The sequence below is a fragment of the Flavobacterium sp. N3904 genome (genome assembly GCF_025947305.1).
Lineage (GTDB): Bacteria > Bacteroidota > Bacteroidia > Flavobacteriales > Flavobacteriaceae > Flavobacterium.
On the sequence record NZ_CP110009.1, the window covers coordinates 248969 to 271072 of the forward strand.

At 33.5% G+C, this 22104-nt stretch carries 18 protein-coding genes; 6 read left to right on the top strand and 12 right to left on the bottom strand.

Translation table 11 applies throughout. From position 1 onward, the window contains the following. Positions 1-109 precede the first annotated feature (109 nt). The 12 genes from OLM57_RS01120 to OLM57_RS01175 all read right to left on the bottom strand — a co-directional run bounded on the left by OLM57_RS01120 (position 110) and on the right by OLM57_RS01175 (position 16214). On the bottom strand, positions 110-856 hold the full coding sequence (locus OLM57_RS01120; RefSeq protein WP_264565402.1) for a LytR/AlgR family response regulator transcription factor: 747 nt from the start codon (positions 854-856) through the stop codon (positions 110-112). Next, positions 849-2390, bottom strand: a complete 1542-nt coding sequence (locus tag OLM57_RS01125; RefSeq protein ID WP_264565403.1) for an ATP-binding protein — start codon at positions 2388-2390, stop codon at positions 849-851. Before OLM57_RS01125 ends, OLM57_RS01120 begins: the two co-directional genes overlap by 8 nt. A gap of 289 nt (positions 2391-2679) precedes the next feature. Continuing rightward, positions 2680-3105 carry a hypothetical protein gene (locus OLM57_RS01130; RefSeq protein ID WP_264565404.1) on the bottom strand — a complete coding sequence of 142 codons (426 nt, stop codon included), beginning with the start codon at positions 3103-3105 and terminating at the stop codon, positions 2680-2682. Between the two features lie 505 nt (positions 3106-3610). Beyond that, the gene (locus tag OLM57_RS01135) at positions 3611-5392 is read right to left on the bottom strand and encodes a hypothetical protein (RefSeq protein ID WP_264565405.1); all 1782 of its coding nucleotides are present in this window, start codon (positions 5390-5392) and stop codon (positions 3611-3613) included. Further along, complete coding sequence (locus OLM57_RS01140) at positions 5380-6582, bottom strand: DUF4249 domain-containing protein (protein ID WP_264565406.1); 1203 nt, start codon at positions 6580-6582, stop codon at positions 5380-5382. Before OLM57_RS01140 ends, OLM57_RS01135 begins: the two co-directional genes overlap by 13 nt. A gap of 40 nt (positions 6583-6622) precedes the next feature. After that, positions 6623-7825 carry a DUF4249 domain-containing protein gene (locus OLM57_RS01145; protein WP_264565407.1) on the bottom strand — a complete coding sequence of 401 codons (1203 nt, stop codon included), beginning with the start codon at positions 7823-7825 and terminating at the stop codon, positions 6623-6625. A gap of 40 nt (positions 7826-7865) precedes the next feature. Then, the gene (locus tag OLM57_RS01150; RefSeq protein ID WP_264565408.1) at positions 7866-9098 is read right to left on the bottom strand and encodes a DUF4249 domain-containing protein; all 1233 of its coding nucleotides are present in this window, start codon (positions 9096-9098) and stop codon (positions 7866-7868) included. Between the two features lie 11 nt (positions 9099-9109). Next, positions 9110-11893 (bottom strand): TonB-dependent receptor, encoded by a 2784-nt coding sequence (locus OLM57_RS01155; RefSeq protein WP_264565409.1) that lies wholly within the window; start codon positions 11891-11893, stop codon positions 9110-9112. A 3-nt stretch (positions 11894-11896) separates the two neighbouring features. Then, a complete protein-coding gene (locus OLM57_RS01160) occupies positions 11897-12646 on the bottom strand; it encodes a hypothetical protein (protein WP_264565410.1) in 750 nt (249 codons plus the stop codon). A 358-nt stretch (positions 12647-13004) separates the two neighbouring features. Beyond that, the gene (locus OLM57_RS01165) at positions 13005-15140 is read right to left on the bottom strand and encodes a polyribonucleotide nucleotidyltransferase (protein ID WP_264565411.1); all 2136 of its coding nucleotides are present in this window, start codon (positions 15138-15140) and stop codon (positions 13005-13007) included. A gap of 200 nt (positions 15141-15340) precedes the next feature. Next, positions 15341-15610, bottom strand: a complete 270-nt coding sequence (gene rpsO, locus OLM57_RS01170) for a 30S ribosomal protein S15 (protein ID WP_264565412.1) — start codon at positions 15608-15610, stop codon at positions 15341-15343. A gap of 148 nt (positions 15611-15758) precedes the next feature. Then, entirely contained in the window at positions 15759-16214 is a 456-nt protein-coding gene (locus tag OLM57_RS01175) for a GAF domain-containing protein (RefSeq protein WP_264565413.1), read from the bottom strand. A 72-nt stretch (positions 16215-16286) separates the two neighbouring features. Between OLM57_RS01175 and xrtF the strand changes: the two genes are divergently transcribed. The 6 genes from xrtF to OLM57_RS01205 all read left to right on the top strand — a co-directional run bounded on the left by xrtF (position 16287) and on the right by OLM57_RS01205 (position 22096). Continuing rightward, the gene (xrtF, locus tag OLM57_RS01180; RefSeq protein ID WP_264565414.1) at positions 16287-16823 is read left to right on the top strand and encodes an exosortase family protein XrtF; all 537 of its coding nucleotides are present in this window, start codon (positions 16287-16289) and stop codon (positions 16821-16823) included. After that, the gene (locus OLM57_RS01185) at positions 16813-17256 is read left to right on the top strand and encodes an exosortase F system-associated membrane protein (RefSeq protein WP_264565415.1); all 444 of its coding nucleotides are present in this window, start codon (positions 16813-16815) and stop codon (positions 17254-17256) included. Before xrtF ends, OLM57_RS01185 begins: the two co-directional genes overlap by 11 nt. A 61-nt stretch (positions 17257-17317) precedes the next feature. Then, complete coding sequence (locus OLM57_RS01190) at positions 17318-18148, top strand: ATP cone domain-containing protein (protein WP_264565416.1); 831 nt, start codon at positions 17318-17320, stop codon at positions 18146-18148. A gap of 36 nt (positions 18149-18184) precedes the next feature. Continuing rightward, positions 18185-19540 (top strand): MBL fold metallo-hydrolase, encoded by a 1356-nt coding sequence (locus tag OLM57_RS01195; RefSeq protein ID WP_264565417.1) that lies wholly within the window; start codon positions 18185-18187, stop codon positions 19538-19540. 70 nt (positions 19541-19610) lie between these two features. Then, complete coding sequence (locus OLM57_RS01200; protein ID WP_264565418.1) at positions 19611-20021, top strand: HYC_CC_PP family protein; 411 nt, start codon at positions 19611-19613, stop codon at positions 20019-20021. 62 nt (positions 20022-20083) lie between these two features. Beyond that, the gene (locus OLM57_RS01205) at positions 20084-22096 is read left to right on the top strand and encodes a TonB-dependent receptor plug domain-containing protein (RefSeq protein ID WP_264565419.1); all 2013 of its coding nucleotides are present in this window, start codon (positions 20084-20086) and stop codon (positions 22094-22096) included. Positions 22097-22104: the final 8 nt, after the last annotated feature.

Genomic DNA, 22104 nt, shown 5'->3' on the forward strand with positions numbered 1-22104 from the left:
ATGTGACAAAATAGAAATGGATTATTTTTAGTATTTGGTATTATTTAAATTCTTTCCAAAAAAAATCTCCACCAAAAGGAAGAGATTGCTAGTATTATAAAAAACTTATTTACGACAAAATATTCATTTTTTTGATGAAATCTTTGTAGTTGTCGCTTAGATTTACTTTGTGACCACCTTTGAGGATAATAAGATTATCCGCTAGAATAATTTCCTCAATCTTGTCGGTGTTGACGATATAATTTCTGTGGGTACGGGTGAATTTGTTTTTGTCTAGTAAGTCTCTGATTTTGGTCAGGGAAATCAAGATGACAAATTTTTCTTTCTCGGTGATGATGTTGCAATAGCGGTCCTCGACTTCGATGTAGAGTATGTCTTGAAGGGACACTTTTTTGAGTGCGTTTTTCTTTTTGATGAACATATAATCATTGCTGATTACGGTGTCTTGGTCTTCGCTCAGGAAAACATTGGTTTGCTCGTAGAATTTTTCGACAGCCATTTCCAGAGCGTACAGAATTTCCAGTTCATTGAAGGGTTTCATCAAGAAGCTGAAAGGCTTGGTCAATTTGGCTCTCTCAAAAATTTGTCGGTCTTGTGAACTGGTTAAAAACACAAATGGTTTAGATGCATTTGGTACAATGTTGATGGTCTCGGCAAAGGTGATGCCGTCTGGTTTTCCGTCAAGAAAGACATCGATTACAATGATGTCGACGGGGTTTTGGTAGAATAAGGTTAGGGCATCTGTATAATTTCTGGCCACTCCTACAATATTGTATTTGTTAGCCAGTAAGACTTTGCTCAGCGCATCACTTTGCTCTGGAGTGTCTTCTATAATAAGTACATTGATGTTATCCATTTTGTTCTGTTTTTGGGAACGAAAGTATCATTTTGGTTCCATTGTTGAGTTCGCTTTCTATGGTTAGTGTTCCTCCATTTTTTTTAATCATTTGTTTGCACAATTGCATCCCGAGGCCAGTTCCTATTATCTCCGAGTTGCTTTTCTTGGCCAATAGTTCATTGTCTTCGAGCAACTCGTTTATGGTGTTTTGGTTCATACCCAAACCACTGTCTTGTATCACGAGTTGGCAAAAATTGGTGTTGGTGTCGACTGTATAAAAACTGATTTTGCTGTTCTCTGGGGAGAATTTGATAGCATTGTCGAGCAGGTTGCGTAAAACAATTTTTAGCGAATCGAGATCTACGAAGATAAAACTATTTTTGGAAACGGCATTCTCAAAAGCAATGCTTTTGTCAAGCAGTAACGGTTTGTAGTTGTATTCTATTTGTTGCACAATGGAATACAAATGCACCGAATCTTTGCTGAAATACAATTGTTTGGTTTGCAACAACGCCCAATGGAGCAAGTTGTCGAGCAAACTGTAGGCGCCGTTTGCAATCGCGCTGTTTTGATGCAGGAGCTGGTCGAGCTCGCTATAGTTTTTGGTTTCTAGCGAAGTGGTTAGTTTGGTATTGCTGGTTTTGAGGGCATTAACAGAGGAACGCAAATCATGACTCACGATAGAGAACAATTGATCCTTGGTGGCATTGAGCTCGTCTAGTTTTTCTTTTTGAGTAAGGATAATTTTCGCATTTTTTACTTTTTGGGCATAGACATAAACGCCTCCTACTAGTAGCAACAATAAACCCAATGTAGAAAAAAACATAGTATTTCGCTGGGTGTCTTTTAGTTTGTTCTCGACTTTAAGTACTGAGATTTGTTTTTGTTTTTGTGCTACCGCATATTTCTTTTCGTAGTCTGCCAGTGCCCAGACTTTGTTTTGGTTGTTGAGAGAGTCATTCCATTGCTCTGATTCTTTCCTATAGGCTAAGGCTTGTTTGAACTTGCCCCTGTTTTCTTCGACAACTGCCATGTTTTTTGCAGATCTCCTTTTTGTATCAAAATCTTTTATTTGTTTGGATAAAAAATAGGCTTTTTCGAAATAAGGAATGGCTAGTTGGTCTTTGTATTGCAAATAGTATAAATTTGCAATATCCATATATAATCCAATCAAAGATACTGAGTCTTTTTCATTCTTCTGGAATGTAAGACTTTTAAAAAAGTATTTTTCAGCTTCTTTAAATTGATTAATATGCAAATAACAGATACCTAAATTTTCATAAATTATGCTTATTTTATAACCTTGATTGTTTGTAATTGGAAGTTTTTCAACAGCTTCGAAATAATGAATAGCTTTTTTAAATTCTTTTAATTCTAAAGTAGTTTCTCCTAGGTCTTTACTTATTAAAGGGTAGTACTTAAAATTTTTTGAGACAGAATTTAATTCAAAAATTGCTTCTTTGAATAGTTTTTTTTCTCTAAAACAACTCCCTCTAAAATAATGACAATAATCAGCTAATTCTTTATTGCTACTTGAGTGTATTTGTTTCATAGAATATACTAAAGTAGAATCGCAATTTCTTTTAATGAAAAAGGATTGAGCCTTGTTAAAGTTGAATTCCTTTCTAAATTCATTAGCTTTTTTCTCAAGTGTTTTTATGAAAATGTCATTTTTTGAAAGTTCTTGAGAAAATAAAATAGAAGGAATAATTGTATATAATATAACTAGAATTAGTTTTGTTTTTGTCATTTCAAAAGATGCTAACTAAAAAAATAATACATCGTTTAATTTTCTTTAAACGATGTATACTCAAAGTAACTTGTTAAATAAGTGTTTGTTATTAATGTCCCACTTGTGTCTCCGTCCCTCTAGAGGTCTCAGGGTCTAAGTTTACCATATATGACATAATAGTAGTTACATCTCCAACAGTAGGAGAGGTGTAGTCTAACTCAACGTACCACACATCGCAGGTTTCTGGGGTTTCCATAGAAAAATCATAATCATAATTGATGGTCAAAACACCGTCTTTTTCGACAGGTGGTTCTACAACGGGAGCATCAGGAATTTCGGAGTTCATGTATACTGTTGCTCTTACTTTTAGCGTTAATGTTTTGCCATCTGGTTTATAGAATTTTGCAGAAACCAATGGGGCTACTGGGTAATTAACCTCGCCTGGCTCAAGGAAAGTAAAGGGTAAAGTGTTAATCTTGGTGGTTTGGATGGTTGGGTAAGGTGTAAAGGATAGTTCTTTTGTAGAATCACACATAGTAGTTTTTTTTAATAGTTAATTGTTTAATAATATTCACGTTAAAGATATTTTTTTTCTTTGAATAATTTGAGATGGTTTTGTTATTTTTTTGGATTATTCGCTTTGAATTGCGTAAAATAGGATTTGTTACAGGGGATCGCGTGTTTAACCACAAAGTGCGCAAAGGTTTACGCAATGGGCGCAAAGTTTTGTTTATTGTGTTGGTTTTGACCGCGGATTAGACGGATTTTTTAAATAGTTGATTTCTAGAGTTAAACCGCAAGGGGCGCTAGGCTTTGTGTCTTAGTCAGGTGAGATTTGGATGTTATTTTTGGCGTATAGTTCTCGTTTTACGATTACATGAGGGATAGGAGCTAGTTACCTTGTAACGCGGATAGCCCGACCGCAATAGTGAATGGAGCCGAATGAGCGGTTTGTATATTTGGCTCCATTTTCTATTGGGGTCATGCCCTAATGATGATAAAACCCCAAATCAAATGAATGAATTGGGGTTTTGAATATATTATTGTACTTCAAAAGTGTCTTTTAGCGAGACTGGGATGCCTTGATCGGTGAAGCCCTCCAGCGAGATTTCGAATGTTCCTGTTACATCTGAAGTGTAAAAAGAAATTGGATTCTCCTTGTTGTCTAAAGCGACGTCGGGGAGCCATAACAATTGATAGCGGTAGTCTGGAATTCTTTCTAGTTTTGCTTTGTCGGTATAATCTGGTGTGAAATATTCTTTTTTGATAGCCGGCCTTAAAACAGAAGCATTCACTATATATGATCCTGATTTTTTGCTAACATAATCCTGATTTTTTGTAGTAAAACTAATCACTCCATTGAATAATTTGGGCCCATAATAATAACCCCCTTGTACAACTGATACTTTATAAATATTTTTTGTTTTATAAGCAAAAAGCTCATTAAAATCTTGTATAAACAATCCGTCTACCAATACTAATGTAGTACCTGGAACCTCAAGTTTGGTAATATAATCTCGGACACCGATTGTATAATCATTCCCCTTTTGTTTGTAATAAATCTCAAATAAAACTTCGGTAATTGTTTCCTGAAGTGTAGGAAAAAAAGAGTAATCCTCTAACACATATTCTCTACCTACAGAATTAAAAAAGCTATCAGATAAATTTGTCTTTACAATACTGTCGGTTTTGTTGGAATAGTATGCGTTTTCTATTTGACTGGCTACGGATCGTTGTAAAATATTATTCTTCATTTCAACCGTTAAATTAAAATTTGGATCAAACTTTAATAATGAATAGTCTATTTTGCTTGGAGAATCTATTTTTATGGTATAATTTTCCCGGTCTTCTCCTATAACTTGAACAATGATATTTGACGCATAATTGACTTTGTCGAGATTAAAAATAAATTTACCTGATGAATTTGTATTGACTATTTTGAAAGTGTAATTTTTTCCCGGAATAGAAAGCGCTATTGACTTGTTTTGAATATCATTTGCTCCGCTTTTTGAAACGATACTGCCTGCAATAATTTCGCCTCGAAGTTCTGGCAAAATTAATTCTCCTTTTGATTGCTGATTAGCCGTATTTGCTTCCCAATTACTTTTAACTTCTTTTGCCGTTATTTGTTTTTTGGTTGGTAAGCTGTCAATTTTTCTAATTGATAATGAATAATTCCCTTTTTCGGATATTTGTTGTGATAAAGGATTAATGTTTAGCGTTATTTTTTCACGTGTTGAAGCTATTTTTTTGTTTAATTGAAGAACAACAGGATCTTTATCTGTTGTATTTTCAATGGTTGTATTAAAGTTCGTTGCAGTATTTATGCTTTTTAAATTAACAGAGTCTATGTTTGTATTTGTACTTACCTTTTCACTTGCCTGAAATGGATTTATAATATAGATATCTTGCTGAAATATATCTTTCAAGGGTTTGTTCAAAATCCAATTTGTATAAGCTATAAGTCTATATTTTCCTGTTTTTAGTGTAGTAGGCACAAAAAAATCTCCTTGACTTATGCCTTTTTGTAAAAATAATTTCTGAATAAAAATGCTCGTATTATCCTCTCCGATAAGCTCAACATAGGCAATTTTACTTACCGAACTCACCTTTTTATCTAAAGGATTTAAACAATATACTTTATAATATAATGTTTCTCCTGTTACAAAAGTTGTAGCATTACAATGCAAATAAAGAGATTCGGGATTTGAGTCCAAAATTGTACTGGCATCTTTATTAGAGTTGCTTTTTTGAGAAAAAACTGAGTGCGTACCGCTTAATAGTAAAGCAACTAATAGTATCGTTTGTTTTAGTCTATCCAAAATAATGGTTTTAAAGTTGATGAAAAAATAGTACAATCTCCACATGGCGACACCACCATGGTATATATATCGTCAAACTGAGTGTTGGGATTCTCTCCAAAATCTCCTCCCACTAAGGTGAGCCCATCATGGTTTAAACCATCAATTAGCTCATTGCCTTTGCATCCAAAAGGACCAAAACAAAAAGGAAATATTTGTTCCGTACAATCGTAGTAATATGGAGGAGGTAATTTTTCTTTAGGAAAAATATCATAAAAATTAAAAAATATTCTTTTTTCGCTTACCGAAGAGACTTCAAAAAAACCAATCACTTTTTCATTAGCATTTTCCATTGCCTTTATGTTACCATAAAAGAAACCAGGCTGATTTTGCGATAGAATACTTCCGGATCCTGCTGTTTTTTTGAGCGTTTCGAAATACGTATAGGCAGCCAGATTTTGAACATATTGGCGGACCAAGATACTGTATCTTTGGCCTATAATAGGATTATTGTCGGCAATGAATCGTATAGGATAAGTCACACGGTCCTCAGTAAGATCGTTGGTGCTGGTCAATAAAATATCCAAAGACTTCTTTGAAGTGTAACAGGTCTTTACATCAACCGTTCTTAATTTAAAATCGACTTCTTGGGGTCCTACAACAAAAATCCTCAGGTTATTGTATTTTGGAGCAACAATCTTGTATGTTTCCTCATATTCAAACCTATAAAATTTAGCTTTTTCGGAGGGATCAAAACTATTTACAGTGATTTGCACTCCGCTTTGCTTGTCCTTTTCGGCAATGTTTGTTGTAATACTTGCTATCTCATTTACAGGAGTCAATGTTTCGTTTCTGGATGTATACGCTTTGCCTTCTTTTGTTGTAATGCTCAATCGGTATTCCCTTTCCGGAACTGCCTGAAATGGAATTACTGAAACGTAAATCCCTTCTTTTTCTTCAAAATCATATTGATTTCCTAAATCGTCTGTAATATATACTTGCGCTCCAGTCTCGAATGTCGGGCCATTTTCTTCAAACTTATATGTTTTTGAAATTTTTATTTCCTGATTCTTCAGCTCGTTGGTTATTATCGCTTCAATAACAATTGCTTCTTCATAAGAATTTGTTTGTAGTGCATACGGCTCTGTACAGCTATTTATGAAAAAGCATATTAGCAGCAGGAAGAATGTATGTGTTTTTATAACTTTCATTTTTTTTATTAATATAGTAATCTTTTAAAGACATTCTTTTCTAGTCTATCCAAAATAATGGTTTTAAAATTGATGAAAAAGTTGAGCAATCTCCACATGGCGATGGCACCATGGTATACGTATCGTCAAACTGACTGTTCGGGTTCTCTCCAAAATCCCCTCCTATTAATGTAAGGGCCTCATGGTTTAAAGCATCAATTAGCTCATTTCCTTTACACCCAAAGTTTCCAAAACAAAAAGGAAGTATTTGTTCGGTACAATCATAATAATAAGGCGGAAGTAATTTTTCTCTAGGAAAAATATCGTAAAAATTGAAGAATATTCTTTTTTCGCTTACGGAAGACACTTCAAAAAAGCCAATCACTTTTTCATTAGCATTGTCCATTGCCTTTATGTTACCATAAAAAAAACCGGGTTGATTTTGTGATAAAATACTTCCTGACCCTGCTGTTTTTTTGAGCGTCTCAAAATAAGTATAGGCAGCCAGATTTTGAACATATTGCCGAACCATAATACTGTATCGCTGGGCTATAATGGGATTATTGTCTGCTATGAAACGTATAGGATAAGTTACACGATCCTCGGTAAGATCGTTGGTGCTGGCCAATAAAATATCTAATGACTTTTTTGTGCTATAACATGTTTTTACATTAACGGTTCGTAACCTAAAATCAACTTTTTGAGGGCCAACAACAAAGATTTCCAGATTATTATAATTTGGAGCAACAATCTTGTAGGTTTCTTCATATTCAAACCTATAAAACCTAGATTCTCCAGAGGGATCAAAACTATTTACAGTAATTTGCACTCCGCTTTCCTTGTTCTTTTCCGTAACATTTGTAGTAACACTCGCAATCTCATTTACAGGTGTAAGCTTTTCGTTTCTCGAAGTATACACTTTACCATCTTTAGTAGTGATGCTCAAACGATACTCTCTACCGGAAACTGCCTGAAAAGGAGTTGCTGAAACGTAAATTCCTTCTTTTTCTTCAAAATCATATTGATGGCCTAAATCATCTGTAATATATACTTGCGCTCCTGTTTCGAATGTTGGTCCATTTTCTTCAAACTTGTAGGTTTTTGATATTTTTATTTCCTGATTCTTAAGTTCATTGGTTATTATCGCCTCAATAACAATCGCTTCTTCATACGAATTTGTCTGTAACGCATACGGCTCTGTACAACTATTTATGAAAAAGCATAATAGTAGCAAGAAGAATGTATGTTTGCATTTTTCTTTCATTTTTTTTAAATTTATATAGTAACCATTTAATGAAACACATTTAATCTATCCAATATAATGGTTTTAAAATTGATGAAAAAGTTGTACAATCTCCGCATGGAGATGGTACCATAGTATAAGTGTCATCAAATTGAGTATCTGGATCCTCACCAAAATCCCCACCTACTAATGTAAGCCCTTCGATCTTTAAAGCACTCATGAGCTCATTTCCTTTACAAGAAGAAGGGAAATAAAGAGGAAAACAAAAAGGAAACACTTGTTCTGTACAATCATAGTAATAAGGAGGAAGCCGTTTTTCTTTAGGAAAAATATCGTAAAAATTAAAGAATATTCTTTTTTCACTTACAGACGATACTTCAAAAAATCCAATCACTTTTTCGTTAGCATCATCCATTGACTTTATATTGCCATAAAAAAAACCGGGTTGATTTTGCGACAAAATACTTCCTGACCCTGCTGTTTTTTTGAGGGTCTCGAAATAAGTATAAGCAGCCAAATTTTGAACATATTGGCGAACCAAAATACTGTACCGTTCAGCTATTATAGGATTACTATCTGCTATGAAACGTATAGGATACGCGACACGGTCTTCGGTTAGATCGTTGGTGCTAGATAATATAATATCTAAGGATTTCTTAGTACTGTAGCAAGTTTTTACATTAACGGTTCGTAACCTAAAATCAACTTTTTGAGGGCCTACTGCCAAAATCTCCAGATTATTATATTTTGGGGCAACTATCTTGTATGTTTCTTCATATTCAAACCTATAAAACCTGGATTTTCCAGAGGGATCAAAACTATTTACAGTGATTTGTACTCCACTTTCATTGTCTTTTTTCGTAACATTTGGAGTAACACTTGCTATCTCATTTACAGGTGTCAATGTTTCGTTTCTCGAAGTATACACTTTGCCCTCTTTTGTCGTGATGCTCAAACGATACTCTCGTCCAGAAACTGCCTGAAATGGAGTTGCGGAAACATAGATTCCCTCTTTTTCTTCAAAATCATATTGATTGCCTAAATCATCTGTTACATAGACTTGCGCTCCAGTCTCGAATGTTGGGCCATTTTCTTCAAACTTGTAGGTTTTTGATATTTTTATTTCCTGATTCTTGAGTTCGTTTGTTATGATCGCTTCAATAACAATTGCTTCTTCATACGAATTTGTCTGTAATGCATACGGTTCTGTACAACTATTAATGAAAAAGCATAGTAACAGTAAGAATGACGTTTGTACACATTTTATATATCTATTTATTTGAATTTTATTCATCGTTAGTTTTTTTAAAACTTAAAGTTATAGGTAACACTTGGAATCGGAATAGAAAAAATAGAAGTTTTGTATGCCTTAACTTTCCCTTGTTCGGTTACAAAATATATAGAATATGGATTATTTCTGCCCAAAACATTGTAAATAGATATATTCCAGAAACTATGTGCCAATTTTTTAATTTTATGATTTCCTTCAATATTAAAACCTATGTCCAAACGGTAATAATCAGGAATTCTAAATTTATTTCGATCACTGTATAATGTATAATCAGCATTCCCATAATGATAAGCACCAATAGGATACGTGATAGGTCTTCCAGATTGATATATAAAATTGGTAGATAGGCTATAGCGTTTGGTAAATTTGTAATTTAGAACAGCACTTACTTCATGTGGTTTGTCAAAATTTGTTGGAAAATACTCTCCATTATTTACTTTCTCATCATCAAATTCACTATTCAATTTTATGAAAGCGCGAGAATAGGTATATCCTAACCAACCATTAAGCCTTCCGTATTGTTTTTTAAGTAATAATTCAATACCATAGGCCTTTCCTTCTCCTTGCAATAACTGTGTTTCAACGTTTTCATTTAAAACAAGTTCGCCTCCTACTTTGTAATCCAATAAATTTTTAGATTTTTTATAATACCCTTCCAAGCTAATTTCAACTAAGTCATCATCAATGTTTTTATACAGTCCCAAAGAATATTGTTGTGATTCTTGAGGATCAACATTTAAATCAGTTAATTTCCATGCGTCTGTAGGAGATTGAGTGGTATTATTAGTTAATAAATGAATGAATTGGTATGTTTTGTCGTAACTTGCTTTTATCGAAAAATCATCTGTAAACAAATAGCGTATTGCTAGTCTCGGTTCAAATCCGCCAAAAGTTTTAATAACTTCATTGTTTTTATACGTTTGGGTACTTATAACAGTTGCATCATTTACTGGTGCATTCTCTTGATAGATTCTTTGAGTAGATTCGCCTAATGCAGCAAAAAATGAATAACGCAACCCTAAATTTATTAATATTTTATCATTTACGCTGTAGTTATCCGCAAAATAAGCCGCTGACTCTAACCCTTTTTCATCATCAATATCAATTGGTATTCTAATGGATTCAGCATTACTTGGAAATAGATGACCAGGATCTACTTTGTAAAGCTTAGTGGAAACACCATAATTAAAATTATGTTTAGGGTTAAGTATGCTTTTAAAATTTAAAATAGCTTGTGTTTCATTCAACTTGTAGCCAAAATTAAAGGCCTTATTACCTATAGGTTCGTACTCGATATCAAATTTATATTGACTGTTTGTGAAAATTAAAGCCGCTTTGTTCTTGCTATTAAAAGTATGACCATATTCTAATGAAAATAATCGATTCGTATATTTATATAATGAATCAGATGATATTTTAAAGGAATCGTAACTATAATAAAACGTCGATTCTAAATTGTTTTTTTCATTAATTTTATAATTGTATTTGGCTGTTCCATCATAAAATGAGGCCTCACTATTTTTTAGGGATTCTTCATTCAAACTGTTCAATAGCCATTCCGAATAAGTTCCTCGTACGCCAACCAAGATACTGGATTTCCCTTTTATCAAAGGAGCCCCAATTGTAAGGTTACTGGTCACAGTCCCAATCCCTCCTTCACCAACCAGTTTTTCATCGCTGCCCTTTTTAGAAGCAATGTCAAAAACCGAAGACAAACGCCCTCCAAATTGCGCTGGAATACTCCCTTTATAGATATCAACTTTACTTGTAGTATATGGATTAACTACTGAGAAAAAACCCAAAAAATGCGAGGTATTATATAATGTTGCATTATCCAAAAGTATTAAGTTTTGATCATCTTTTCCTCCTCGAACATTAAAACCAGCAGAACCCTCACCCGTAGTTTTTATCCCCGGCAAAGTAGTTGCTATTCTAAAAATATCTCGTTCGCCAAGAACCAAAGGAACATTTTTAATACCTTCAACATCAATTGTAGAAACTCCTGTTATAGCTTCTCTAACATTTTTATTTACTTTCCCTTTTATAATAACCTCTTCTAGGTCGTTTATGTTTTCTGATATATATATGTCTAATTTACCATCATCATAAACCATGACGCTTTTAGTCATTTTTGCGTGGTTGATTGATTCTGTCTGTATATAGTTTAACCCTGCTGGAACTTGAATAGTAAAGTAACCTTCATCGTTAGTAACAGCGCTGATATTTTTATTTCGTATCCTAATAGTAATATTTGAAATAGGTTTTTGCGTCAAATCATCTTTAACATAACCTGTTAAAGTATAAACCTTTTTATTATTTGTTTTCTTTTCTTTTCCGATAAGAACAACTCCGTAGCTTTTTTTAGAAATATTTACACTAGTCGAGTCATATTGCTGATAGAAAATAGGATTTTCTTTTTGAACATCATTATTTACAGTTTCTTTTTCTGCATTTTTTAATGTGAAGTAATTTGGCGCTAAAGTCTCATAAATAGCACTATTCTTTGTTAATATTATTTTATTTCCCTGAATGAAAAAATTAAGATTTGTTCCATTGAATATTTTATCAGATAGTTCTTCAATAGTTACATCTTTATATGATCCTGAAATTAAAGTTTTGTCAGAATCAAACCATTCTGAGGCATAATAAAATTTATATGATGTAGCATTTTCTATAGCATGTATTGCAGAAATCCTATTTACATCTTTAAATTCAATTGAAACAAGTTCTTTTTTATTCTGAGAAAATAATAATTGATTGCAAGCGATAAACAACAGTGTAAGTAAATATTTTCTCATGTTTTAATTTGATTCATTTGTGATTAAACCATTTATATAGTTTAATAAATTAGCTGTAAAAACGATTTTATTAGATTTTTCAACAATTCGATTATTGCTATAAAAGTCGTTTATTTTACTTTTTTGCTTAGGGAATATTTTGGAGATTTCCTTTTTGGAATTTGCATTATAAAAAATATTTTTAAATTTGATTATTATGGTGTTATCATCTAAAAATTTATAATAGACTTGATCATTTTGAATAACTTCAAGCTTGTTTTTATGATGTTTTATAAAAAATGTCAACTTATTCGAAATTAATATCTCTTCATAGTAACCACTCAAAAAATCCATTGAAGGTGATTTATACCCCGCTAAGTTGACAAATTTATTTCCGTTTAATAAAAAAGATTCCGTTTTAGATTGAATTAGATTTACCCCAATATATTCAGCTTGGCCATGCGGATTGAGAATTAACTGATCTCTATAAATATCATACTTAAGATTTACATCATAATACATTTGCCCATCATAAAAAACATTCCCCTTGCTATATCTATCTGCTTTATAATACATATTATTTCCATCAAAAACTCTAAAAGGATTTGAATGAAGAGTTCCATTATTTACACCGAGATTTTCTTTACCTACTATAGAATCAAATCTGTTATACAATGCAATTTCGGAATTTGTTTGGGAATGGACTTTAAATCCACAGCAAGCAATAAATAATAGTAATATTGCTAGTTTACTTTTTGATTTTCTAAAATGCATTTTCTAAGGGATAATTTCAATTGGTTACTTACTATAATTTATACTTATTTTTAATAAGCTTAAATATTTTTATAAAAATACTATTATATCTTACAAAAACAAGATAAAATGTTATATTTATTGGGTTTTTATCAAATTATAAAATAAATAGCTAAAAAAATAATATTGAAACAAACAGTTCTTAATAATATGTCAATTTGATTTTGTTGGGATAAAGTAAGAGCTTTTAGTTTCTTTACTAGATTATCATTAGACCAAAAGGTTGCGGTGAACAAGTGATATAAAATGAAAAGCCCCGTTTCATAATTATGAAACGGGGCTCTCTCTATAAATAAACCTTTAGTAAACTAAGATTGGATTACTCTTTTTTCTCCTCACGCGGAGGTCTTGGCATCAAGGCTTTTCTAGACACTTTCTCTTTACGAGTTTTTGGATCTAAACCTAAATATTTTATCATGAACACATCACCCAAGTTTACAACATCGGCAACATTTTCTGTTCTTTCCCAAGCCAATTCTGAAACGTGAAGCAATACTTCGTTTCCTGGGGCTGCAGTATATTCTACAACTGCTCCAAAATCAAGCATTTTGATCACTTTCACTTCATAAGCTTCGCCCATTTGTGGTTTGAAGGTGATCGATTGGATTTTGGCCAAAACGGCTTCAATTCCAGCAGGATCTGTTCCAAGAATTTCGATAACTCCTTGTTCGTTTACTTCGTTGATTACGATAGTTGTTCCAGTAGCTTTTTGCAATTCTTGAATTACTTTTCCTCCAGGTCCGATTAACGCACCAATAAAGTTACCAGGAATAGTTCTTGTGATAATTTTAGGAGCATACGCTTTTACATCAGCTTTTGGCGCTGCCAAAGTCTCAGTTATTTTTCCAAGGATATGCAAACGACCTTCACGGGCTTGAGCCAAAGCTTCCTCCATGATGTTGTATTTCAATCCTTCGATTTTGATATCCATTTGACAAGCAGTAATTCCATCAGCAGTTCCGGTTACTTTAAAGTCCATATCCCCTAAGTGATCTTCGTCACCAAGAATATCTGACAATACAGCAAAACGATCTCCATCTGTAATCAACCCCATAGCAATTCCAGAAACTGGTTTGATCATTTGGATACCTGCATCCATCAATGCTAGTGTTCCAGCACATACAGTAGCCATAGAAGAAGAACCATTCGATTCTAATACTTCAGATACAATACGTATTGTGTAAGGACAATCAGCAGGAATCATGTTTTTCAAAGCACGTTGTGCTAAGTTTCCGTGACCAACTTCTCTTCTTGAAGTTCCTCTTAGCGGTTTTGCTTCACCTGTAGAGAAAGGTGGGAAGTTGTAATGTAAGTAGAATTTTTCTTCACCTTGTTCTGATGGAGAATCAATTTGGTTAGCTTCTCTAGATGTGCCTAAAGTTGCAGTTGCCAATGCCTGAGTTTCTCCTCTTGTAAAAATAGCAGATCCGTGAACAGATGGTAAATAATCCACTTCAGCCCAAATAGGACGAATTTGATTTGTTTTCCTTCCATCCAAACGAGTTCCTAAATCTAGGGTTACATTACGAACTGCTTCTTTGTTGGTTTTGTAGAAGTATTTAGAAACCAAATCTCCGTCTACAGCCAATTCTTCTTCAGTAAACAATGCTTTTACTTCTTCTTTTACGGCTGCAAATGAAGCTGTTCTTTCTTGTTTAGAAGAACCTACTTTTGCAATATCATAAATTTTATCATAAGCCGCAGCTTTTACTTTAGCATAAATAGCTTCGTCTTCTTTTTCGTTCTCGTAAGTACGTGTTTCTTTTTTACCAAAAGCTTCAACCAATCTTTCTTGGGCTGCAATTTGGATTTTGATGGCATCGTGAGCAAATTTAATGGCTTCTACCATTTCTTTTTCTGAAATTTCTTTCATCTCTCCTTCTACCATTGCGATAGAATCTTTTGAAGCTCCAATCATCATATCGATATCCGATAATTCTAATTGTGCGCGACTTGGATTGATAACAAATTTTCCGTCTATACGTGCAACACGTGCTTCAGAAATTAAAGTAGAAAATGGAAGGTCAGACAAAGCCAAAGCTGCTGAAGCTGCCAATCCTGCCAATGCATCAGGCATAACGCTATCGTCATGAGACATTAACTGAATCATTACTTGTGTTTCGGCATGGTAATCATCTGGAAAAAGCGGACGCAATACACGATCTACTAATCTCATTGTCAAAACTTCGCTATCGCTTGGTCTTGCTTCTCTTTTGAAAAATCCACCAGGAAAACGTCCTGCTGCTGCAAATTTTTCACGGTAATCAACGGTTAGAGGTAAAAAGTCAACCCCTGGGCTAGCTTTACGGGCAGATACTACAGTTGCAAGCAACATCGCATTTCCCATTTGAACTACTACAGAACCATCAGCTTGTTTGGCCAATTTTCCTGTTTCGATTGAGATGCTTCTGCCATCTCCTAAATCGATAATTTCTCTTGAAACTTTTGGAATCATAATTTATTTTTTGTGATTAAACAATGGGTTCTAGTTGTGTTGTAGTTGTAGTTGTTGCGTAGTTAATGCCTAAAACCCAATGAAAAACCAAACTTTTTTTAATGCAGATATTAATTTTAAAAATTAACACCTATGGAAGAATCTAAGATCTAGACTCTAAAATAAAAAAGAGGCACTTTCGCACCTCTTTTGTATATTGATTATTTTCTAATACCCAATACTTTGATAATCTCACGATATCTGTTGATTTCTTTCTTTTTCAAGTAATCCAACAAAGCTCTTCTTTTACCTACTAATAGTACCAATGAACGCTCTGTGTTGTAATCGTGACGATTTTTTTTCAAGTGCTCAGTAAGGTGGCTAATTCTGTGTGTGAATAGTGCGATTTGTCCTTCTGCAGATCCAGTGTTTTCTGCTTTTCCTCCGTGTTTAGCGAAGATTTCTTCTTTAACTTCTTTAGTTAAGTACATTTTAATATTATTTAAATGATTATTATGTATATCCTACAGCTATTGTAAGACGGGTGCAAAAGTAATGTAAAATATTGAAATATTCAAAAATTTAAAGATTAAATGATTTTTGATCTTTTTAATGAGAATTTCTGATTTTTTGGATTTACTAATAAATTTTTGCTATTTCCTCATTTACAAACTCCAAAAATCGTTCGTCTTCTTCTGTAAAAGGATCTATTACATGACTATCAATATCAATCTGCCCAATATTTTCGCCATTTACAAAAAGTGGTACTACTATTTCAGATTTTACGGTGAAGCTACAGGCGATGTAGTTGTCTTGTGCACTTACATCTGGCACAACAAAATTGGAGTTGGAAACCGCAACTTGTCCGCAAATTCCTTTTCCAAATGGGATTACAGTATGATCTGTTTCGGCGCCAACATACGGACCTAAATGCAATGTTTTGGTTTCTTGATTGGCAAAATAAAAACCTACCCAATTATAATAGGAAATGGAATCACTCAAAAGTTGGCAAACCGCTAACAGTTTTTCGTCTCTTGAAAGTGTATTATTTAAAGTAATATCGATTACTTTGGGTTGTAATTCTTGAAAGTTCATGTTTTTATTATTTTTACACAAAAGTATTTAAAGCTCATTTTAAAATTGCATAAATTTGTCAAAAAATTGATTTTGAAAAAATATTTAATCCTTTACAGTCCATTTTTAATCTTTCTGGGTACGTTTTTCGGATCATACATTTTACTCACTTTCTTATACCAGTCTTTTCTTGATGGTTTTGATGGTAACAAAGTGGACTCCATAACACATATAGTAGCTCAAAATACGGAAAAAGTGCTTTCCTGGTATGACAATTCCGCTACAATTGAGGAAAGCAGCAAAAATCCTTTTTTTACTTTATATCTAAATCAACAAGCTATTGCCAGAGTGGTAGAAGGCTGTAACGGCATAAGTGTAATTATACTTTTTATCTCATTTGTTGTAGCGTTTTCAGGAAGCATAAAAAATACTTTACTTTTTATTTTTGGAGGAAGCCTATTGATTTATATTCTAAACGTCCTACGAATAGTCCTTTTGACAGTTTTGATTTATCATTTCCCAAAACAACTGCACCTATTACATGGCGTGCTTTTTCCTTTGATTATCTACGGAGTCGTATTTATATTATGGGTGATTTGGGTCAATAAATTTTCAAAATATGCTAAATAAAGTATTCCAAAATAAAGGGGCAGTTTTTACAGTTATTCTATTAATAACTCTTTTAGTTTGTGTACGTGCAATTGAAAATCAATTATTCTATGATCCTTTTTTAAATTATTTTGAAGGAGATTATTTAAATTCGCCTTTACCTGTTTTTGATTCACTTCAATTATTTCTAGGTTTGTTATTCCGCTTTTCAATAAATTCACTTTTGTCATTAGGAATATTATATGCATTATTTAAAGACAAAGAAATGATACAATTTTGTTCTATTTTGTATATATTTTTCTTTGTGATTCTTATTGTCGTTTTCTTTTCTGTACTCTATTTCTACGAAAACAGAAACAATCTGCTACTTTTTTATGTGCGCCGTTTTTTGATTCAACCTTTATTTATAATTCTCTTTATACCAGCATTTTATTATCAAAAACTAAACAAATAACTTCTTTTTTTTTGTAACTTTAGGGTCAATTGGATGCACTTATTTATCCAATTCAAAAAGAATGAAAATCATTAAACATTCAGGGGCTATTGTAGATTTCAACAGAACAAAGCTGAAACAATCTCTTTTAAAATCGGGGGCAAATCCAACTATTGTTGATACTGTTTTACAACAGATTGAAAAAGAAATTTTTGAAGGAATTTCAACCAAACTTATTTACAAAATGGCATTTAGCCTATTGAAAAAATCTTCAAATTCACATGCCGCCCGTTATAATTTAAGAGAGGCCATTCGATTACTGGGTCCTGCAGGCTTTTTTTTTGAAAAATTTATCGCTCGCCTTTTTGCTTCAGAGCATTTTGAAACTAAAACCAATTTGATTTTGCGAGGCAATTGCGTTTCTCATGAAATTGACATTGTCGTTAAGAAAAACAACAATATTGGAATAGTGGAGTGTAAATTTCACATAGGAAGAGAAGCCGCATCGGATGTAAAGGTACCCATGTATATTCTGTCTCGATTTAATGATATAAAAGAAAAACAACACGATATATTCGATAAAAAAAACACTCTTTCAAAATGTTGGATAGTGACTAACAATCGATTTACTTCGGATGCGGTCGATTTTGGCAAATGTTCAGGTTTGAATTTATTGAGTTGGAATTACCCTGAAAACAACAATTTAAAAACTAAAATTGACAATACCCAATTATATCCAATCACTTGTTTGACAACATTGACCCTTTCGGAAAAAGACAAACTATTGATACTAGATATTATTCTAGTACGAGAGATTATCAACAATAGAGTAGCGTTAGAAAAAATTGGCTTAAGCCCCAATAGAATAAAAAATGTAATAAAAGAAGCATCTGAATTGTGCAGATTTATATAGAAATTCAGTTTTGGTTCAATTTTAAATTCAAATGAAATGAAAATTACGTGCATTGGCGGAGTCGGAACGGTCACAGGTTCTAAAACTTTGGTAGAAAGTAATGGTATTAGAATTTTAATCGACTGTGGACAATTTCAAGGGTTAAAACCACTACGAGAGCTCAATTGGGAGCCTTTGCCTATTTTACCTTCCACCATAGATTTTGTATTATTGACACACGGTCATTTGGATCATTGTGGATGGTTACCCAGATTAATAAACCAAGGTTTTGATGGCAAAATATATTGCACAAGCCCTACCAAAGATATCACCAAACTGATTCTTTTAGACAGTGCCAAAATACAGGAAGAAGATGCTAAAATGGCAAATGAAGGTAAATACTCAAAACATGAAATAGCCGAACCTCTATATACTGTTGCTCAAGCCGAAAAGGTTTTTTCTCATTTTCGGGTAATAAACCCCAACGAAAGTATCGACTTGGACGCCGAAATTCAAGCCGTTTTTACCAATGCGGGACATATTCTCGGAGCAAGTACAATAGAACTAAGACTTGAAAATAAAGTGGTTGTCTTCTCAGGAGATATTGGTCGCGATAATGATGTGTTGATGTTTCCGCCAACAAAACCCAAAAAAGCAGATTATATTTTCCTAGAAAGCACTTATGGTAACCGACTTCATCCTGATACAGATCCAAAACTCGAACTAGAAATATACATCAATAATACGATCCAAAACCAAGGAACCGTTATAATTCCGAGTTTTGCAGTTGAGCGGGCTCAATCTGTGATGTACTTACTCTGGCAATTAAAAGAAGAGGATAGGATTCCGAATATCCCTTACATTATTGATACCCCGATGGGAATTAGCATGCTGGAGCTTTTTACCAACAATAGAAAATGGCACCGTTTGCATCAAGATGAGTTTTCTGCGATGTGCAAAATGTTTACCATGGTTTCAGATTACCAAGAAACGATTGACACCATTTATAATAAGCAGCCAAAAGTTGTAATTGCAGCCAGCGGCATGGTAACAGGAGGTAGAGTTTTAAGCTATTTGGAACGTTATATAGGACTACCCGAAACGACAGTAATTATCATTGGTTATCAGGGAGAAGGCACTCGGGGCAGAAAATTATTAGAAGGCGCAACGGATATAAAAATTCATGGTAAATATTATGATGTAAAAGCAAAAATTCTAGAAATCGAAGGTTTATCTGCGCATGGAGACCAAAAGGATTTGATCAATTGGCTTTCAGAGTTGGTAGAAAAACCTAAAAAAATATTTTTGGTTCATGGGGAGAATGAACCTGCAGATGAATTGAGAGTTAAAATTCAAGAAAAATATGGCTTCAACTGTGTGATTCCTTTGATGGGTCAGGTTTTTGAATTGTAGCCTATATTTACTAGGTAAAGTTTAACAAGAATTTGATTTTTGTAACTTATAATAATAGTAATTTTGTAATATGAATTTTAAAAAGCACATAAGTATATTTCTAGCGGTCTTATTATTGGTTTCCAATGTAGGATTGGCATTTAATGTGCATTATTGCGGAGGCCACATTTCTTCGGTTTCTTTAAATTCTACTTTGCCCTCTTTACAAACTGAAAAAGGCTGTTGCCAAAAAATAGCTTCCAAAAAAGACAGCTGTTGCAAAGACAAGAAAGTAGTCATTCAGAAAAAAGGAGATAATGGCGTCATTAAATCATTTTCTTTTCAAATAGATTATGCTTTTGTAATTCCGGAAGCACATTCGTTTGTTTTTACAGCTAAAGACAATTTCAAAAACAATTCTACCCTTTCTTATTATTGCGATGCCAACGCACCGCCACTTTTCAAGCTGTACAGCCAATACCTCCTTTACGACAGATTGTAATGTTTAATTAGAGTCGAGCCCTTTCTTGTGGTTTGACATTTTTAATCATTATAATCTAAATCATGAAAACTCAAACTATAATAGCTGTATTGCTACTGTTTGGCACTTTAAATTCCTATTCGCAAGATACTTTACGGGAAGTAAAAGTTCAGTCCAAACGTAAAAGCATACTAAAATCGTACACTGTAACAGGAAATACAACCCTGGTTACCAGCAAAGAACTACTAAAAGCTGCCTGTTGTAATCTCGCAGAAAGTTTTGAAACCAATCCGTCTATAGATGTAAATTTCTCTGATGCGTTAACAGGTACAAAACAAATCAAGATGTTGGGCTTAACAAGTCCATACTTGATGATGACCCAAGAAAACATTCCTTCAGTAAGAGGCGCTTCTCAGGTTTTCGGCCTCTCTTTTACACCGGGCCCTTGGATAGAAAGCATTCAAATTACAAAAGGCGCCGGCAGTGTAGTCAATGGCTTTGAAAGTATCTCGGGTCAAATAAACACAGAATTAATAAAACCAATAAATGGCATTCCTTTTTTATTGAATGTGTATGGCTCTACCGATTCCCGATTTGAATTGAACACCAATTTCAATAAAAAACTGTCTGACAAATGGGCAACAAGTTTATTGCTACACGGAAATATTCGTGATTCAAAAATGGATACAAATCACGATGGTTTTCTGGACAATCCTTTGCAAAAACAAATCAACTTGCTCAATCGCTATCAATATTACAATGCCGAAACAGGTTGGATTAGCTTCATCAATTTTCAATATATGAATGATGCTAAATTAATGGGGCAACTCACATTTGATCCTGATACAGATCGAGGAACAACCAACTCTTGGGGTTCGGAAATCAATACCCAAAAAATGGATCTTTCTACAAAAATAGGATATGTGTTTAAAGACATGCCGTATCAAAGTATTGGTTTTCAGAATGCATTCTCCAGCTATGATCAAAACTCTTATTTTGGATTGAATACCTACAATATCAAACAGAATAGTTTTTATTCAAACCTGATTTTTAATTCTATAATCAATAACGAAAAAAACAAATTTGCAACCGGATTGAATTTTACCTATGACAATTACATGGAGTTTGTCAACACTACAAATTACAGCAGAATAGACAATACAGTTGGTGCTTTTTTTGAATATACTTTTGACAATCAAGATAATTTTAGTTTGATTCTTGGAGGGAGAGTAGATTATGGAAATCGTTTGGGCGTTTTTGCAACACCAAGATTACACGCCAGATACAATCCATGGGAAAAAGGAGTATTGAGAGTATCTACGGGAAGAGGCAAAAGACCCGCCAATATTTTTGCCGAAAATCAAACATTGTTTGCGAGTTCCAGAACGTTTTCGATAACAAATGCGAATGGTGAAATATACGGTCTGGATCCCGAAATTGCATGGAATTACGGAGCGAGTTTTATGCAGGGCTTTAAACTATTTAACAGAAGCGGTGATATAGGCGTTGATTTTTATAGAACCAATTTCCAGAATCAAGTTGTGGTCGATATTATGCAAAGTCCACAAGAAGTGATCTTTCATAATCTTGACGGTGTTTCGTTTGCCAATAGTTTTCAACTAGAATTCAATTACGAATTAACCAATCATTTACAATTGAGAACAGCCTACAAATACTACGACATAGAAACCAATTATTTATCTGGAATATACCAAAGACCTTTGCAGGCTACGCATCGTTTTTTTGGAAATTTAGGCTATGAAACTCCTTCGGGAGACAAAGGACAACAATGGAAATTGGATTTCACCTATAATTGGATTGGAGAACAGCAGCTTCCGTACACCGCCTCTAATCCTGCTGCATATCAATTTCCTGAATTTTCGCCCTCATATTCCTTGGTAAATGCTCAAATTACCCGAACATTTTCATCTACATTTGAAATATATGTTGGCGGTGAGAATATTGGAAATTACACTCAATATCCAGCAATTAACGATTCACAAAATCCATTTAGCCCTTATTTTGACGCTACATTGCTGTACGCTCCTGTATTTGGACAAATGTATTATGCGGGTTTGAGATTTAAAATAAAATAACAACCATG

Excerpts from the sequence above, each read along its gene's own strand:
- OLM57_RS01125 (WP_264565403.1), bottom strand. The coding sequence starts at position 2,390 with ATGAAACAAATACACTCAAGTAGCAATAAAGAATTAGCTGATTATTGT.
- OLM57_RS01155 (WP_264565409.1), bottom strand. The coding sequence starts at position 11,893 with ATGAGAAAATATTTACTTACACTGTTGTTTATCGCTTGCAATCAATTA.
- OLM57_RS01150 (WP_264565408.1), bottom strand. The coding sequence starts at position 9,098 with ATGAATAAAATTCAAATAAATAGATATATAAAATGTGTACAAACGTCA.
- OLM57_RS01130 (WP_264565404.1), bottom strand. The coding sequence starts at position 3,105 with ATGTGTGATTCTACAAAAGAACTATCCTTTACACCTTACCCAACCATC.
- OLM57_RS01165 (WP_264565411.1), bottom strand. The coding sequence starts at position 15,140 with ATGATTCCAAAAGTTTCAAGAGAAATTATCGATTTAGGAGATGGCAGA.
- OLM57_RS01200 (WP_264565418.1), top strand. The coding sequence starts at position 19,611 with ATGAATTTTAAAAAGCACATAAGTATATTTCTAGCGGTCTTATTATTG.
- OLM57_RS01160 (WP_264565410.1), bottom strand. The coding sequence starts at position 12,646 with ATGCATTTTAGAAAATCAAAAAGTAAACTAGCAATATTACTATTATTT.
- OLM57_RS01185 (WP_264565415.1), top strand. The coding sequence starts at position 16,813 with ATGCTAAATAAAGTATTCCAAAATAAAGGGGCAGTTTTTACAGTTATT.
- rpsO (WP_264565412.1), bottom strand. The coding sequence starts at position 15,610 with ATGTACTTAACTAAAGAAGTTAAAGAAGAAATCTTCGCTAAACACGGA.
- OLM57_RS01190 (WP_264565416.1), top strand. The coding sequence starts at position 17,318 with ATGAAAATCATTAAACATTCAGGGGCTATTGTAGATTTCAACAGAACA.
- OLM57_RS01195 (WP_264565417.1), top strand. The coding sequence starts at position 18,185 with ATGAAAATTACGTGCATTGGCGGAGTCGGAACGGTCACAGGTTCTAAA.
- OLM57_RS01140 (WP_264565406.1), bottom strand. The coding sequence starts at position 6,582 with ATGAAAGTTATAAAAACACATACATTCTTCCTGCTGCTAATATGCTTT.
- OLM57_RS01120 (WP_264565402.1), bottom strand. The coding sequence starts at position 856 with ATGGATAACATCAATGTACTTATTATAGAAGACACTCCAGAGCAAAGT.
- OLM57_RS01145 (WP_264565407.1), bottom strand. The coding sequence starts at position 7,825 with ATGAAAGAAAAATGCAAACATACATTCTTCTTGCTACTATTATGCTTT.
- OLM57_RS01175 (WP_264565413.1), bottom strand. The coding sequence starts at position 16,214 with ATGAACTTTCAAGAATTACAACCCAAAGTAATCGATATTACTTTAAAT.
- OLM57_RS01205 (WP_264565419.1), top strand. The coding sequence starts at position 20,084 with ATGAAAACTCAAACTATAATAGCTGTATTGCTACTGTTTGGCACTTTA.